Raw genomic sequence first — 15,867 nt, forward strand, 5'->3', positions numbered from 1 at the left:
CATGCCCAACGTTTCCAATACGGCGGCTTTCGGCCGCCGGGCGTGGCGTGCCAGCCTGATGGCGGCCGGTGCGGCCCTCGCCGGCCTCGTGCCGGCGCAGGTGTCCGCCCAGCTCTTCACCCGCCCGGCCACGCCCGTTACCCACCTCGACAGCCTGCGCGCCGACGGCAGCATCAAGCGGGTGCCGCTTGCGCCGCCCGGTTCCGGTTTCAATCTGTTCGCGGCTGAAGACATCGCCGTGGGTACCTTCCGCAGCACAGGTGGCCTGCGTGGCGGTTTTGCCAATCAGGGTGGTCCCGTGCCGTACAATCAGGGTGGCGGCGTGATTGCCACGCACTGGATGGGCGGCAACGGTGGCTACGTGTTCTTCGAGCAGGGTTTTGTCATGGCGGCCGGTCGCAGCGCCTACAACAAGATCCTTGCGGCCAACCCGGCCATCCGCTTCATGCGCGGCGCGCAGGGCTACACCTTCCACTTCTGGAACACGGCCACGCCGCCGGATACGCGCCGCATCGGCGCCGCCGACGGTCAGTTCGGACAGATCTTCGCTGGCGTGACGGGTGCAGCGGACGGCTCGTGCCGTGACGACGTGCAGTCGGCGGGTGCGAACTGGGGTTCGCAGACCCTGGTCGCCATGAAGGACTGCCCGGTGACCTGGCCGAGTGCCGGGTTTGGTGGCAAGCGGGTCATTCCGGACACCGTGTGGCGCAACACCTTTGCGGCCAACCCGACGGCCTTCCGCTGGGATGACTGGAAGATCCCCGCCTCGCGTCAGTCGCAGGACTTCCTTGGCACGCAGAGTCTGTTCGGCTACATGTCGGACTACTACCGCGAGCAGCGTCTGCGTTACGGCAACGTGGTGCCCGGTCAGTCCGGCGCGCCGCAGGTGGACGGCTTCCCCCTCGGCATCTGGATGCGTGTCGATGGCTGGCAGTTCGGTGCGCCGGCCACGCGTAACGCGCAGTTCTATCAGGTCACGATGGTGAACAAGTCGGCCGAAGTGTACGGCGTGCCCATCGACTACGACTCGCTGTACTTCGGCCTTGGCCCGGGCTTCCTCATGGGTGGCGCCGGCCAGTACGCCTATCCGTACGTGGACATCAAGAACAGCACCATCTACTACACGAAGTCCAACACGTCCGGCAACTGCAGCGCGACCTACCCGCGGCGCTACGAGAACACCACCTTCAGCGGCTGCCTCTCCACCGCCGACCGTTTTGGCCGTGGTGTGTACGCGGCGACGTGGCTCAAGTCGCCCCTCGGTGATTTCCGCAACAAGCTCTTCACCAATCCGGAGAGCCCGTACTACGCGCCGAATCACCCCAATCGTGGTGACACCATCATGGTGAACCACATGCATGCCAACCAGTTCGGCTTCCTGTCGCAGAACTGGACGCGCTCCAGCCGCGCCGGATTTGGCATGCTCTCGTCCAAGGAGGACGATTTCCTCGATGGCCGACTGGCCACCGATTTTGCGGTCAACGACTTCCTCTACATGTTCCGCCCGGAAGACTGGAGCGGCTCGCTGCCGACCACGCTGGCGGACACCAAGTACCCCAAGTTTGCGCCGTCCGGCACCATCAATCCCAAGACCGGCCAGCCATTTGGCGACTGGGACTACAACAAGGACGGCGTACCCGACACCATCTCCATGCAGGGCTGCGGACGTCAGGGCTGCGCGGACATCTACTCGGACACCGTGGCCGGTGGTTATGACAACCGCTTGGGCAATATCGGCAACACGGTGAGCGCGGGCCCGTTCGCACTGCGCGCCAACGATACCACGCAGTTCCTCTGGGCCTTCTCCTGGACGCCGGACTCGCTGTCCATGCGCCAGAACATCGAAGGCATCATCGCGTCGTATCTCGGCAACTACGACGGCCCCGAGCCCTACAGTGTGGCCAGTGGCCGCATTGCCGGCACCGCCGGCTCGGCCATCAATTACACGGTGTCGTCGGCGGCGCTGATCGACTCCACCATCGGTTCCGATGCCGTGGCCACCACCGGTGCGCAAATCACGCTGCGTTTCCCGCAGATCAACCCGGTGGACCCGTACTTCCTCCGTCTGCTCAACCGCATCCGCCAGGACTCGGCGGCCGGTGACGCCAACGTGCGCCGCATCCTGCGTTACAACCCGGGCCTGTTGCAGCGCCTGTTTGACCGCGCCAACGACAACCTGGCGGCGGTGTACGTGTTCAAGTCCTGCGACAACGGGCAGTCTTTCACGCAGACCTCGGGCAACTCCGCGACCTGTACCGCGGCGCCTACGCGCTCGGTGGACAATGGCGTGAATCCCTTCCCGTGGCGCCCGCTCACAACGAGCAACTACACCAACGGTATTCCGCAAACAGCGACGTATACTGAAACGGTGCAGGCTGGTCGCAACTACATCTACTCGTTCGTCACGCGTTCGCGTGGTTTCGCGGACTTCCGCATCGTGGACACTTCGGCCACCGGTGGCTTTACGGTTACCGATCTCACCACCGCGCTGCGCATCCCCACCGACACCATCAACTCGGCCCTGTCCATCAGCGGTCCGAGCGTGGTGAACGTGTACATGCCCATCAGCGACGTGGCCGGCAAGTCGTACGCGACCATCGACACGGCCACGCTGGGTGGTACGGCCACGCAGCAGGTGGCCTTCAGTGCGGTGAACAACAACATCACCGGCAACACGAAGATGTACTTCGGTAACCGGTTCATCGTGCGCAAGACCATCGACACGCTGACCAGTGCGGCCACCACGCAGGTAGTTGCGCAGTGGGTGCTGCCGCGTGCGGCGGCGTCGCCCACGGCCACCCCGGTGGCCAACTTCGTGGCCTCCGAGCGCACCTTCCAGGGCAACCTGAACATTCCGGCGCGTGTCGGTACGGCGGAGGTTGCGGGCACCTTCCGCAGCATCTCGGGCTCGTCCCGCGTGTTCGTGGATACGCTCACCTCACCCACGGGCCGCCCGGGCTTCCTGCTTGTGGATGGTCAGAACCGTCCCATCATCGTCACCAACGATGCCTATGGCACGGGTGGTACGCCGTCGCTGGCGGCCAGCATGCAGAACGCGCCCAACTACCAGGGCTTCGTGGTGCAGCTGCGCGACTCGGCCAGCGCCAACGGCTTCCGACTCATTCCGAGCCAGCTGAATCCGCTCACGGGCGCGGCGCGCGAGTTCAACTTCACGGTGCGCGGTGAGGGCGATACGCTCACGGCGAACGCGCGGCAGTTCACGCCGTTTGTCGGCGCCATCACCGGTGCCAACCGGCCGGTGCGTGGCGGTCGCTACGAGATCACTTGGCAGACCGACCCCTGGGGACCGCGGGCGCCGTTCCGTCTCGACCCGGTCACCGATCTGCAGGGCACGGTGAGCGCGTCGCTGGCGGATGCCACGGCGCGTGCCACGAACGTCTCCAGCACGGCTGCGGCCGACGCGGCGCTGGTGGGCCGCACGCTGCGCCGGGCGCGGGTGCCGTTCACGGTGAGCTTCACCAGCAGTGAAGGCCAGACCTACCCGGTGCGCGTCGCGGCCCTGCCGCGTCCGGCGGCCACGGGCAACACGCGACTCCTGGGTTCCGGCAATGACACGGTGCGTGTGGCCGTGCCCGACTCGGTGTGGCTGCCTGGTGACACGCTGGTGCTGCTGCACAGCATCGAGCGCGACTCCACGGTTGGCACGGGAGCGACGGCCTTCGTGGTCGTGGGTCCTCGCACCATCGATGGCGCCACGGTCAATGCACCAATCGCCATCCAGAAGGACTCCGTTGGTGCCCGCATCGCGGTTAACTGCGCGACGACGGGCCTCAGCCGACCGGCCGCCGACGTCGTGACCTGCAACCCGCTGGTGCTGCTCTCGCGTGGCGCCACGACGCCGGGCAACCAGACCAGCGAAACCCTCGCCGGTGGCTATCTGCCCATGCAGCCGGGTTGGAAGCAGGTGTTTGAACTGACCCGTACGCTCGACCCGCGCTCGGTCATCCGCTTCACGGCCACGCCGTTCTCCACCGCCAACGCGGTGACCAAGGACGAGCTCCGCCGCGTGAGTGTGGTGCCCAATCCGTACCTCGTGCGGTCGAACAACGACCTCATGGGTACTTCGGACCGCAACACCACGCCGCAGATCCACTTCATCGGCGTGCCGCCCGAAGGCACCATTCGCATCTACTCGGTCTCCGGCCAGTTCCTCCAGGAACTCAAGTGGACGGCGTCGGACTTGCAGCTCAGCGGCAACGACCGACCCAACGGTGACCTGGCCTACAACCTGCGCACCCGTGAGGGTCTCGAACTGGCCTCCGGTCTCTACCTGTACGTCCTCGAGGCCACGGGCCCGCAGGGCGGCAATCAGGTGCAGCGCGGCAAGTTCGTGATCTTCCGCTAACGGAGCGTCGATGCACACCACTCGCATGATCAAGGCGCTCGGCGCCCTCTCCTTCCTTCTGGGCGCTCAGCTGAGCGCCCAGGGGCCGGGAGGCATACTTCCCACGCCGCAGGACACACCCAATCGTCAGGGTACCCGCGGCGCCAACTTCCTCCACATCGGCATCGGCGCCCGCGGCGGCGCCATGGCCGGCTCGGTGGGCTCCACCATTGCCGGCCCCACGGCCTGGTACTGGAACCCGGCCGGTGCGGCCACGTCGGAAGGGTTTGATCTCACGGCCGGTCGCCAGAACCTCTACGGTGATCTCGGCCTCGGGCAGACCTACGCGGCCGCTTCCATTCCGCTCATCGGCGGTGTGGTGGGCCTGAGCCTCAACACGCTCAACTCGGGCAACATGCTCCGCACCACGGAGCAGAACCCGTTTGGCGAGCGTCTTGGCGGATCGAGTTTCTCCTGGACGTCCACGGCGCTCTCCATCGGATACGCCAAGCGCATCACCGACCGTCTGTCGGTCGGCTTCCAGGGCAAGTACATCACCGAAGGCATCACCGACGTGAGCACCAGCTGGGTGGCCTTCGACGTGGGCACGCAGTTCAACACGGGTCTCTACGGCCTCGTGCTGGGTGGTGCCATCCAGAACGTGGGTGGCCAGTCGCGCGCCGACGGTGCGTTGCTGACCCGCTTCATCCAGACCGGTGACGGCACGCAGATTCGCGAAAACCGCCGCGTGGCGTTCTATACGGCGCAGACGGAAATCCCGGTGGAATTCCGTCTCTCGGTGGGCTCGGACCTCCTGGGCACGAGCAACTCACTGTTCGGTGGCGCCGGTGGCAAGCATCTGCTCAACGCGGAAGTCTCCATCAGCGACGCGACCGACTACTCCACGCAGTATGGCCTGGGCGTTGAGTACGGCTTCCGCAATACCGTGTTCCTGCGCGGCGGCAAGCGCTTCTACAACGACGATCGCTGGGTGGGCGGCAGCGCCGCTACCTACGGCATGGCTGGTGGCTTCGGTCTGCGTGTGCCGCTCAAGGGTCGTGCGCTCAAGTTCGACTACTCCTTCCAGAACGCCGGCGCGCTGCAGAACATCCAGATCTTCTCCCTCGAGGTGACGCGATGAAGCGGCCGCTCCTTGCTCTCGCCATGCTGGCCCTCGGGGCCGGCGTGGCCGGGGCCGGTGTGGCCGGCGCCCAGGTCACGCCCAAGCGCTTCGCCGTGGTCACGCGTCTTGGGGCCATTTCCCCGGAAAAGGCCGCCAGTCAGGAAACGGCGGGTGTGATCGGCCTTGATGCCGAGTACGCCTTCAACAAGTACTTCGGCCTTGGCACCGCGCTCGACATCGGGCGCGGCAACACGCGCCGCGAAGACTTCGTGCAGCGTCTGCGCTTCGGCAATCCGGCGGTGGCTGGTGGCGACACCATCTACTACCAGCAGCTCGGTCAGCCGGTCAACACGCTCAACCTCACCCTGTTCGGTTCACTGCGCGTTCCCGGCAAGGTGTCGCCGTACGCGGTGGGTGGCGTGGGTTCCTACGTGCTCATCATGGACGCGCTGGCCAACGGCTCCACGCGCTACATGAGCGGCATGTCCCTCACCGGCGGCGCCGGCGTGAACATCAAGTTCAGCGAACAATACGGCATCCAGTTTGACGTGCGGGCGCTGCAGTTCCAGAACTTCGAGCGCGCCAAGCTCGATCCTTCGGATGGCCGCTTCCCGAACAACTGGTTCCCGGAAGATCTGCCCACACCGCCGGCGGCCAAGAACTCGGTGCTCAACACGACCTTCACCCTCGGATTCCGGTACGTGCCGGGGGCGGGCAACTGATCGATGACGACCACGCACAAGATTCTCCTCGGTCTCGCATCGGCGGCCGTACTCGCCGCCTGTGAAGACACCCGATCGGTCACCACGGCACCCGGTGGCGGTTTCGGCTACGGCGTCACGCTGGGCAAGCCCGCTGCCGCGAACGTGCCGCGCGGCAGCATCCGCTTCCCGGTCGCAGGCCGCTTGGCGTCGGCCAATCCGGCCAACGACTCCATTGTCGTGGAACTGCTCACGGCGGACACACTGGCCGCTGGCGCGCAGTACGTGGTGTGGGCGGCCAACGACTCGGCCACGCGCTTCGTGCGTCTCACGGGCACGCTCACGGTGACCCGTACGGACACGACACAGAACCAGGCGGGTGACCTGGTGTTCAGCACCAGCACCACCACACGCAACAGCGTGAACGGTTGGGGGGTGGGCGGACCAAACGTCCGCGTCCGATTCCGCGCCTTCCGCGCCGGACAGGCTGGTCTGGCCAACACGGACTCGATCGGTCAGATCATCGTGTCCACGGAAACCGGCACGGTGGGCACGGCGCCTGGCGTCATCCGCAGCGTATGGGGGCGTTTCTCCGAAGCCGCCTCCAGCGTGACGGCCATCCGCTTTGGCACCTGGGGGCGCAGTCTGGCGCAGCAGCGCCTTTTCACGCTGAGCGGTGCATCGCCGGGCTTCGTCGCCAATCCCACCATCACGCCGCGCGGTCGCGTGGAGTTGCGTGAGGGTGTGGTGGTGGCCATCGACTCCAACTACTTCCGTCCGCCGGTGGGCTACTATTACGCCATGTTTGCGGTGAAGGTGGATTCGCTGTCCAACCGTCCCATCGACACGCTGTATCTTGGCGTGCGGACGGGGCCGGCGCCGGAGCGCGCGTCGATGTTCGATGCGGACTCCGATGCGTCGCTGTCCATCAACGATGTCATCTTCGCCATGAACCAGCGGGTGAAGCTCGACACGATCTCCGGTGCCTCGGGTACGCTTGGCCCGTCCGAGCGTCCGCTCAAGGAGTTCGGCTTCATCAACGTGACGCTGCAGAGCAAGGCGGCGCCGCAGGGCGTGATGGGGTCGGGGATCATCATGCAGGCTGCGTTGCCGCCGAGCATTCGCGGGCGGTAAGGCGCGGTTGGGTAACGAGGAACGGCCCGGATGCGATGAGTGTCCGGGCCGTTTTCCTTTGTTGTGATTGGGGCCTTCGAACCACAGTCGCCATCCACTGCTGTGCGCTCTGGGCTGTGGGCTATGGGTGTGAGTGGATCGAGGGCGAGATCACGCGATCCATGGCACCGGTGTCTGACTACTGCGCCGAGATGTCGTGGATCGCGTGATGCATGACGCCAAACCACCCACACTCATAGCCCACAGCCCAGAGCGCAAAGCAGTGGATCGCCGCCGCTGTTGAACGACCTATTTCTGCTCCACCCGAATCATCTCCTGCCTCCCCCGATCCCCCACCCACATCTTCCCGTTCAAATTTCGCACCAACGTCGCGAACGGAAACTGCCGACTCGAATCAATGATCCGCGGCTCGGGACTGAGCGCAATCCGATAGACCCCATCCACGCCACCTGCGGCATACAGCGTGTCGCCCAGGAACTCCACGTCGAACACAAAACGCGGCTCGCCCACCATGCGCAGCGGGCTGATGACGCCGCCGCCCTGTGTGGCGCTTAGTGACGCCCGCGGATACACGAGCAAGCCCGCATCGCCCAGAGCGATGGCGAGATAGTTGCTCCCCACTGCCACCCGGCGTGCGCCGGGCGGTATGCTCAGCGCATCGCCGCTGCGCAGTCCCTGTTCGGTGACGGTGATGGCGGTGAGTGACGAATCGGTCGTGGCCCACCAATGGTTGGCACGAGCGTCCCAGATGAGTGAATTCACCGGCAGTGGTGTGACAAGCGTGTCGGTCACCGCGCTTTGCCCCTCGCGCATGAGTCGCAGCGTGCTGCCCGATGCACTCAGCACCGCGCTGCCGTCGCTGGCCAACGCCGACACGGCGCCATCACTGACCCGCCGCGCCGGTCCGGTCAGCAGCGGGGTTTCGAACAGCGCCGTGCCCGTGCCAAGTACAATGGCCGAGCGTGAAGGCAGCAGCGCCACCTGACGAATGGCGCGCAAACCGGCCGCACGGCGCGCCGTGGCCGCAGGCTTGGCCAGCCGCGTGTTGAGCACCTGCACGCCGCTGTCGCTCGCTACGACGAACAGGGAGTCTGCGGCTTCGGCCCAGTTGGGTGGCGAGAGCAGCGGCGCCGCCAGCGTGCTGAACTCCACCGTGTTGCCTTCGCGCGGTGTGAGCGCGATGCGTTGGGTCTCGAGCTCACGGGCCAGAAACAGTCCCGCAATGGCCCCGGTAATGGTGAGATAGGGCAGCGCGCAGTCGAGTGGCTCGCAATTGCTGCCGCGCTGTCCGCCCTCACTTACCGCCCAGTACCCCATGGCCAATCCGGCACCGGTCGCGGCACCAAGCACCGTGTACTTGGCCAGGCGCGAACCGGACACCTTGCCCATGCTGGTGCGGGTCGCGATCTCACTGCGTTGCAAGCCCGACGGTGCGTCCTGCGCAGGCAGTGCCGTCAAGCCAGTCGACAGGGCGAGCAGGGCGCCCGCCATGGCCAAGGTGGCGCGCGGCGCATTGCGCTGGGTCGCAGCGCTGCGAGCGGCCACAACGGGGGAGGGAAGGCGGCAGGACATACTCATGACCTCATGGGCGGGCAATGGAAAATTCGCGTTGGGATGACGTGGTCCGTCCACTGACCTGGTCGGTCACGTTCACGGTCAGTCGATACCGTCCCGACGGAGAGGTACCAAGACCGAGCGTCAGGAGTTCCGGCAGACGGCGACGGTTCTCCGGCGTGGCCGGTGCCTCACGGGAAAAGCGCAGGGCCAGCTTGTCCTCGCCCACCGCCGAGAATCCCACCAGGTCAGCCACGCCGCCAAAGAAACGCGCCATGGGGTCGCGGCCGCGATCGATCGACAGCACCGTGACCTGCACCTCGATCTCATAGCGCAGGCGCTGCTCGGCGTTGGACGCGAGGCCGTAGAGCTCCCAGTACAGGCTGAAGGTATCGCGCGGTGCGATGCTGAGCGCACCGAGCGGTTGCACACCCATCTCGTTCCAGCGCGCCGTACGCGACGCGGCGCTGGCCGTGTTGGTCAAACGCCGCGCGAGCATCAAGTCGCTGGACACCAGCGTCCGGGCCAGCATGGCCGAGTCACTGCGCAGTGCCGGCAAGTCGGCCTGCGCACGTGCGCCAGCCACGTCGAGATCCGTATCCACCGCTTCGAGTCGCAGTCGCGTATCGCGCGCCGGGACGTGTAAGGTCCACTGCCTATACAGCGGTGTCGTGGCGGGTATCTGCACTCGTGCGCTGGTTTGCGAGGTCATGCGCAGCATGCCTGGCGGTCCGCTGCGCAGTTGCAATGACAGCAGGCCCACATCCACGGGGGCGTCGGCATAGAGCCGTTCAATGGGCACGTCACCGGCAATCACCACTTCCATGCTGTCGGGACGCGCGCCGGCAAAGCGCGTCACCTGCACGGGAATGCTGTCGGTGCGCGTGGCCAACGCCAGGTTCTCGAGCGCGAACGGGTTCACTTCGCGTTGCGCCTCGGCGTGGTCGCGATAGTTGCCCGCGAAGTAAGCGTAGTTGAAGGCGGGCGGTCCCGTGAAGACGAAGTCCAACTTTGCACGCGGGTAATGCCACACCGTCATGACGCGGCCCAGCGCATCGCGCGCGTCGATGTTGACCTGCGGCGAGAAGGTGGCAATGACGGGTGGCTCGCCATACCGCGCGAGAATGAGCGCACGATCGGTGCGCCAACCGGACTGCCTGGTGTCCTCGTCGGTGTAGTGCAGGTCGGCGTAGGCCATGCGCGAGAGAAACTCGAGTCGCGCTTCATTTTCCGGGGTGGCCAGCAGCGGGTCGGCGGCCTCCCAGTATGCGCTATCGGTTCGCGCCCGCTCGTCGGGCGGCAGTCCGGCCACACGCACGGAATCGCCCTTGCGCACAATGCGTCCGAGATCGAGAAACTCGCTGCGCTCGGCCGGCAACATGCGCGCGATGGCCAACGTGAAGTGACTGTCGGCTTCGGCCAGTCTGTTCAGTCGAAAGGCCGCGAGGCCGGCCGCCATGTAGGCCCGATAGCTCGCCGCCACGGCGCCCGTCGGATGCAATTGCAACGTACTGCGCACCAGCGCCAGCATTTCGTCATAACGCCTCTGATCGTAGAGCAGATCGAGCAGCGCCGTGAGGCTGCGCAGATCATCCGCGCTGAAGCGCAGCGCCTGCCGGAAATACTCTTCGGCCTCGTAGCGATCGGTGTTGCCGGCGTCCTGAATGGGAATGGACAGTTGCTCAAGAAACTCGCGCGTGTAGTTGGGCAGCACGAGTGCCTGCAGCGGGTCGAAAATGTTGGGTCCCGTGTACAGGCGCCGGTCGCGCCCGGTGAGGTAGCGACGGCGCTTCACCTCACCCAGCTCACGATTGGCCTCCACGACTGAGGCGGTGTCTCCGGAGGCCGCGGCAATGCCAAGGGCGCGTTTGAACAGCCGCTCGGCCTGCACGCGCTGAAGCGGCGAGCGCAGCAGCAGCCGCGCCAAGGCCAGCTGATAGCGCGGGTTGCTGCCGTCGAGATCCGCCGCGCGATTGAGCAGCCGGGCTGCAATGAAGCGTTCGGGCGCATCGCTGAAATTGAGACTGGCCTTCTGCATGAGCAGCAGGCCGCGCCAATACAGCGCCTCCGTGTCGCGCGGCGATTGATCGGTCGCGCGTTCGAGCAGATCGAGGGCCGTTGCCGTGTCACCGCGATCGGCCAGGGCCCGCGCGTCTCGTACCAGTGCTTCGGTGGGACGGGGCGCACGCGGGTTCGCGATCAGGGCGGCAGAACGCGTGGTGTCCTGCGCGATGAGGCCGGAGGGCCAGCCACTCAGGCCCAGCAGGCCGATGGCGGCTGCCAACCGCACGAGGGCGGTGGCATGAAAGGGGAGAAACACTCCTGAAAGTTAGTGCGCATTCGTGATTCCGGACACGGTGTATGTGACGAATGGGCATGGAACCGGGGGGGAGTGATCACGTAGAATGCGCAGGGAGCGCGCCGACCGGCGCGTCCTGACCGCTTCACGCAAGGAGACTTCATGACGGACTTATCGCGCCGCGTGTTCGCGCGGGTATTGGCTGGTATCGCCACGATGACCACCATGACGGCGGCGCCTCTCGCGGCGCAGGCCTGGAACTACCCGGCCATGCAGGTGCTGAGCGCCAGTGAACGCGACTATTCTGCGGCGCTGGTTGGCGGCGCGGGTACCACCATGCTGTTTCAGTGGCGCGAGGGTGCGGGCCGCGGCTTGCACTTCCAGCTGGATGCCGGTCTGGCCGACCCCAAGGGCCGTCAGGACGTGTTGTTGTTTGTCGGCGGCGGGCTGGGTAAGGAGCTGGCGCGTGCACGCGGTGACCAGCCGTTGGACGTATTGCTCACGGCCTCAGCGGGTCTCGCCTTCGGCGACAACGCCCAGTACTTCCGTGTCCCGTTTGGCGTGAGCGTGGGACACACCTTTGCGCTCGAAGAGGGCATGTCGCTCACGCCCTTTGTGCATCCGCGACTTGCGCTCGACGCCTGCGGGTCCTGCCGTCACGATGACGACAGCGACGTGAGTGCGAGCCTGAGCTTTGACCTCGGCGTGAACTGGCAGGTCAATCGCCACTTTGCCCTGCGGGTCGCGGGTGCCTTCAGCGGCAGCCGCATCGTGGGCAGCGATGAAACGCTGGCGGTGGGCTTCACCTGGACGCCGGCGGGCTTGCGGCGCTAGCACCGGCAACTCACTACCTGCGACCCGGCACTGACTCCTGCGAGGAGTTGGTGCCGGGTTTGTTGTTTCAGGGGGCCAGTGGTTCGGGGCGGGACCGCATTCCACTTATGAGACATTAATCATTAGCGACGCATATACGCGATGGGACGAAACGCTCCTGCGGTGGACGAACCGCGCCTCGCGAGTCGGGATTGAAATCTGGTGACGCGATCGGTACTCTTGCTGTTCTTGAGTTCGGGACAATTGGTGCGACGGGCGGTTTTGGTCCCCGGCGCGCCGGTCATCCCATCCCACCGATAGTTCCTCCCGCCTCCAGTCCGTTCATCCCCCGGTGTTCCGTGGGACGAGCTGCGCGTCATCCGCTGCGGCTCGTCCGGTCCCTCCGGGTTCTGTTGGTCCCGCCACCTTCCTCCACGGGTGTCGGGCTCCTCACCCGGCTCAACGTCCCAACCTCCACCACGGGACTTGGGCCGGGTGCGCGGGTGCCGCACGGTTGTGCGGTGCCCGCGGGTTTCTCTCCCCCGTTTCCGGCACTTTTTTGGCCGAGGGCTGAGCATGTCGAGACTGATGCGGTGGCTGTACCGGGTCCCAGTGGCCGCGGCCCTGTTGATTGTGCCCCAGGTGGCACAGGCACAGGGACCGGCGGTGATCACGGGCGTCGTGAAGAGCGAGTTCGGCGATCCACTGGAGAACGCCAACGTCTACATCGTGGAACTGGCCATCTCCGTGGGCACAAACGCCGCGGGGCGCTACACGATCAACATTCCGGCCGACCGCGTGCGCGGGCAGGCGGTGCAGCTCCGGGCCCGGGCCATCGGCTACAAGGCCGACATCAAGCCGCTCACGCTGCGGGCGGGCAATCAGACCTTTGATTTTTCGCTGCAGAAGGACGTCAACCGCCTGCAGGAAGTGGTCACCACGGGTGTGACCGGTGCCACGGAGCAGAAGAAGCTGGCCTTCTCGGTGGCGCAGGTGAGTGAGAAGGACATGCCGGTGCCGGGTGCCAACCCGCTCGCGCAGCTCCAGGGCAAGGTGGCCGGTGCGAACATCGTGTCCAACTCGGGTCGCCCGGGTACGGCGCCGGCCATCATCCTGCGTGGTCCCCAGTCCATCAACGCCACGGGCCGCGGCCAGGATCCGCTCTACATCATCGACGGCGTGATCTCGCAGGGTGGTCTGCAGGACATCAACCCGCAGGACATCGAAAGCATCGAGGTCGTGAAGGGTGCGGCGGCCTCGTCGCTGTACGGCTCGCGCGCCGGTAACGGCGTCATTCAGATCACGACGCGCTCGGGCAAGAACCAGTCGGAAGGCGTGCGCTTCCGGGCCCAGGTGGAATACGGCCAGTCGCAGATCGAAAACGAGTACCAGTACCCCAAGACGCACTTCATGCTGATGAACGAGAATGCGAACCGGTTCTGCGCCGTGGTGGCTGGCGTGCAGGACTGCGCCCGCACCATCGACATCTACCAGGAAGCGTATCGCATCAACAACGACGGCGGGGACTTCTCGCTCTCGCCGCTGTCCATCCGCAACGACGGTGGCATTGCGCTGAATCCGGGCGCCATCAACTCACGGGCGCTCTATCAGGTCAATGAGTTCCCCAAGGCCTACAAGCCCATCCAGCAGCTGGTCACCAATGGTGAGGTGATCAACTCCACCATCGATGCCACGGGCCGCGTGGGGCGCACCAACTTCTTCGCGTCGGTGAATCAGCTGCGCCAGGAAGGCTCGATCATTTTTATGCCGGGCTACACCCGCAACAGCATGCGTCTCAACGTGGACCAGCAGCTGGGCGGCAACGTCAACATGTCCTTCCGCTCGTCCTACAGCACGGCGAACGACTACAATTTCGGCGGTGCGTTTTTCTCCCTCACGCGTCAGCCGGTGAACGCGCAGCTGCTTGAGCGTGACTCGTTTGGGCGCCTGTACATCCGCTCAGTTGCACAGCAGCAGGGTGCACAGAATGTGAACCCGGCCTACACGGTTTCCAATCAACAGCCGCTCAACCGCATTGATCGCTTCGTGGGTAACGGCACGATGCGGTGGACTCCGCTATCCTGGCTGGATGGCGAGTTCAACTTTGGCTACGACAGTCGCAACAACTTTCAACAGAACCAGCTTGATCGCGGATACCGCACAAGTGCTCAAAACGCGACCAATCTGGGGAGCAACTCGCGTAGCGCCAATCGGGACATCTCGCTCAACACCAGTGTGAACCTGTCGGCGCGCAAGAACTGGTTTGACGACGCGCTGTCCTCGCGCCTCACCCTCCGCTACCTCGAGGAGGGACAGCAGTTCAACAACCAGAACACCAGCGGTACGAACATCGCCGTGCCGGGGCTCAATACCCCCAACTCCACCATTCAGAATTTCACAACGGGTGGCAGCACGGAAACCATCCGCCAGCAGGGCTACTTCGCGAACCTCGATCTGGACTACAAGGGTCGCTATATCGTCGGTGCGCTCGTGCGTCGAGATGCGTCGTCGCTGTTTGGTGCGGCCAACCGCTGGCAGACGTATGGCCGCGGCTCTTTCGCCTGGCGTCTGTCTGACGAGCCCTGGTTCAACGTCGATCAGGTGTCGGATCTCAAGTTCCGCTACTCCGTGGGGCAGGCCGGCAATCGTCCCATTTTTGCTGCGCAGTACGAGACCTTCACCATCGGCGCCGGTGGTGCGCTCAATCCCAACACGCTCGGCAACAAGAATCTGCGACCGGAAGTTTCCACGGAAACAGAGTACGGCATGGACCTTGAGCTGCTGGGCAAGTACGGGCTCACGGTCACCAAGTCGCGCAACGTGATCGAAGATCAGTTGCTGCAGGTGCCGCCGCCGGCAGCGGCTGGCTTTGCCAATCAGTGGCGGAACGCAGGTCAGTTGACGAACAACACCTTCGAGGTGTCGCTGAACATCCCCATCATCGCGACGCGCGCCGTCGACTACTCGGCCCGCATCAACTACGACCGCACCCGCTCGGAGATCTCCCGCCTCGACGTGCCGGAGTATTTCGTGAGTGCGGCGGGTCAGCAGGGCTCCGAGACGATGTTCAAGATCGTGCAGGGTGGCCAGATGGGGCAGATCTATGGTCGCAAGTTCGTGAAGGACTGTGCGCAGTTGCCCTCGGACTTCCAGTCCCGCTGTGGCGCGGGTCTCGACTATCAGCGCAACAGTGACGGCTTCATCGTCTACGTCGGACAGGGCAACACACTGGGTGATGGCATCACCAAGAATCTTTGGATGACGCGCATCCCGGGGGCGCAGGCGCCCTGGGGCGGCGGGACCAACGCGGAGGCGCTGAACTGGGGGTTCCCCATTCTCGAGCGCGACTCGCTAGGCGCCGTGCCGGTGCTGCCGATCGGCAATGCCCTGCCGGACTTCCGCTGGTCGCTGTCGCAGAACTTCCGCTACAAGCGCTTCACGGCCTTCGGCTTGCTGGACGCCGTGGTCGGCAAGGACGTGTGGAACATCGGTCGTCAGTGGTCGCTCGGTGACTTCATGAGTCGCGACACCGACCAGAGCGGTCGGTCAGTCGCGGAGGCGCGCCCCATCGGTTACTACTTCCGCGCCGTGTCCACCGGCGGCATCGGTGGTCTCTATGACGTGCTGGCACCCAACAACAACACCGTGGAGGACGCGGGTTTCGTGAAGGTCCGCGAAATCTCCGTGGGCTATCGCATCGGATCGATCGGCGGCGTCGGCAACTGGACCGTTTCCATGATCGGCCGCAATCTGCTGACCTTCAGCAGCTACAAGGGCTTTGACCCCGAGGTCGGTGCCAACGGCGGAAATCTGGGATCTGGCGTGCTCAACGCCATCGACAACTTCCAGTTCCCCAACCTCCGCACGTTCACGCTCTCGCTGAACACCAGCTTCTGAC

At 65.2% G+C, this 15,867-nt stretch carries 8 protein-coding genes; 6 read left to right on the forward strand and 2 right to left on the reverse strand.

The annotated features are described in order from the left end of the window. The first annotated feature begins 1 nt into the window (after position 1). Genes B2747_RS18540 through B2747_RS18555 form a run of 4 tightly spaced genes read left to right on the forward strand, consistent with a single transcriptional unit; the run spans position 2 to position 7,303 of the window. Positions 2–4,366, forward strand: a complete 4,365-nt coding sequence (locus B2747_RS18540) for a hypothetical protein (RefSeq protein ID WP_291164522.1) — start codon at positions 2–4, stop codon at positions 4,364–4,366. 10 nt (positions 4,367–4,376) lie between these two features. Further along, positions 4,377–5,486 carry a PorV/PorQ family protein gene (locus B2747_RS18545; RefSeq protein ID WP_291164525.1) on the forward strand — a complete coding sequence of 370 codons (1,110 nt, stop codon included), beginning with the start codon at positions 4,377–4,379 and terminating at the stop codon, positions 5,484–5,486. Next, positions 5,483–6,190, forward strand: coding sequence for an outer membrane beta-barrel protein (locus tag B2747_RS18550; RefSeq protein WP_291164528.1), 708 nt, complete (start codon positions 5,483–5,485; stop codon positions 6,188–6,190). The genes B2747_RS18545 and B2747_RS18550 overlap by 4 nt, the downstream gene beginning before the upstream one ends. Before the next feature lie 3 nt (positions 6,191–6,193). After that, positions 6,194–7,303, forward strand: coding sequence for a hypothetical protein (locus B2747_RS18555; RefSeq protein WP_291164532.1), 1,110 nt, complete (start codon positions 6,194–6,196; stop codon positions 7,301–7,303). Positions 7,304–7,591: 288 nt separating this feature from the next. On the opposite strand, the gene B2747_RS18560 is transcribed toward B2747_RS18555, so the two are convergent. Together B2747_RS18560 and B2747_RS18565 are read right to left on the reverse strand one after the other, a co-directional pair. Continuing rightward, complete coding sequence (locus B2747_RS18560) at positions 7,592–8,848, reverse strand: hypothetical protein (protein WP_291164535.1); 1,257 nt, start codon at positions 8,846–8,848, stop codon at positions 7,592–7,594. Between the two features lie 37 nt (positions 8,849–8,885). Beyond that, positions 8,886–11,177: a GWxTD domain-containing protein gene (locus tag B2747_RS18565; RefSeq protein ID WP_291164538.1), complete on the reverse strand. Its 2,292-nt coding sequence runs from the start codon at positions 11,175–11,177 to the stop codon at positions 8,886–8,888. A 141-nt stretch (positions 11,178–11,318) separates the two neighbouring features. Here B2747_RS18565 and B2747_RS18570 point away from each other — a divergent pair, with 141 nt between their 5' ends. Then, positions 11,319–11,990, forward strand: coding sequence for a hypothetical protein (locus tag B2747_RS18570; RefSeq protein ID WP_291164541.1), 672 nt, complete (start codon positions 11,319–11,321; stop codon positions 11,988–11,990). A 555-nt stretch (positions 11,991–12,545) separates the two neighbouring features. Further along, positions 12,546–15,866 (forward strand): SusC/RagA family TonB-linked outer membrane protein, encoded by a 3,321-nt coding sequence (locus B2747_RS18575; protein WP_291164544.1) that lies wholly within the window; start codon positions 12,546–12,548, stop codon positions 15,864–15,866. Position 15,867 lies beyond the last annotated feature (1 nt).

Source organism: Gemmatimonas sp. UBA7669 (assembly GCF_002483225.1).
Classification (GTDB): Bacteria; Gemmatimonadota; Gemmatimonadetes; order Gemmatimonadales; family Gemmatimonadaceae; genus Gemmatimonas.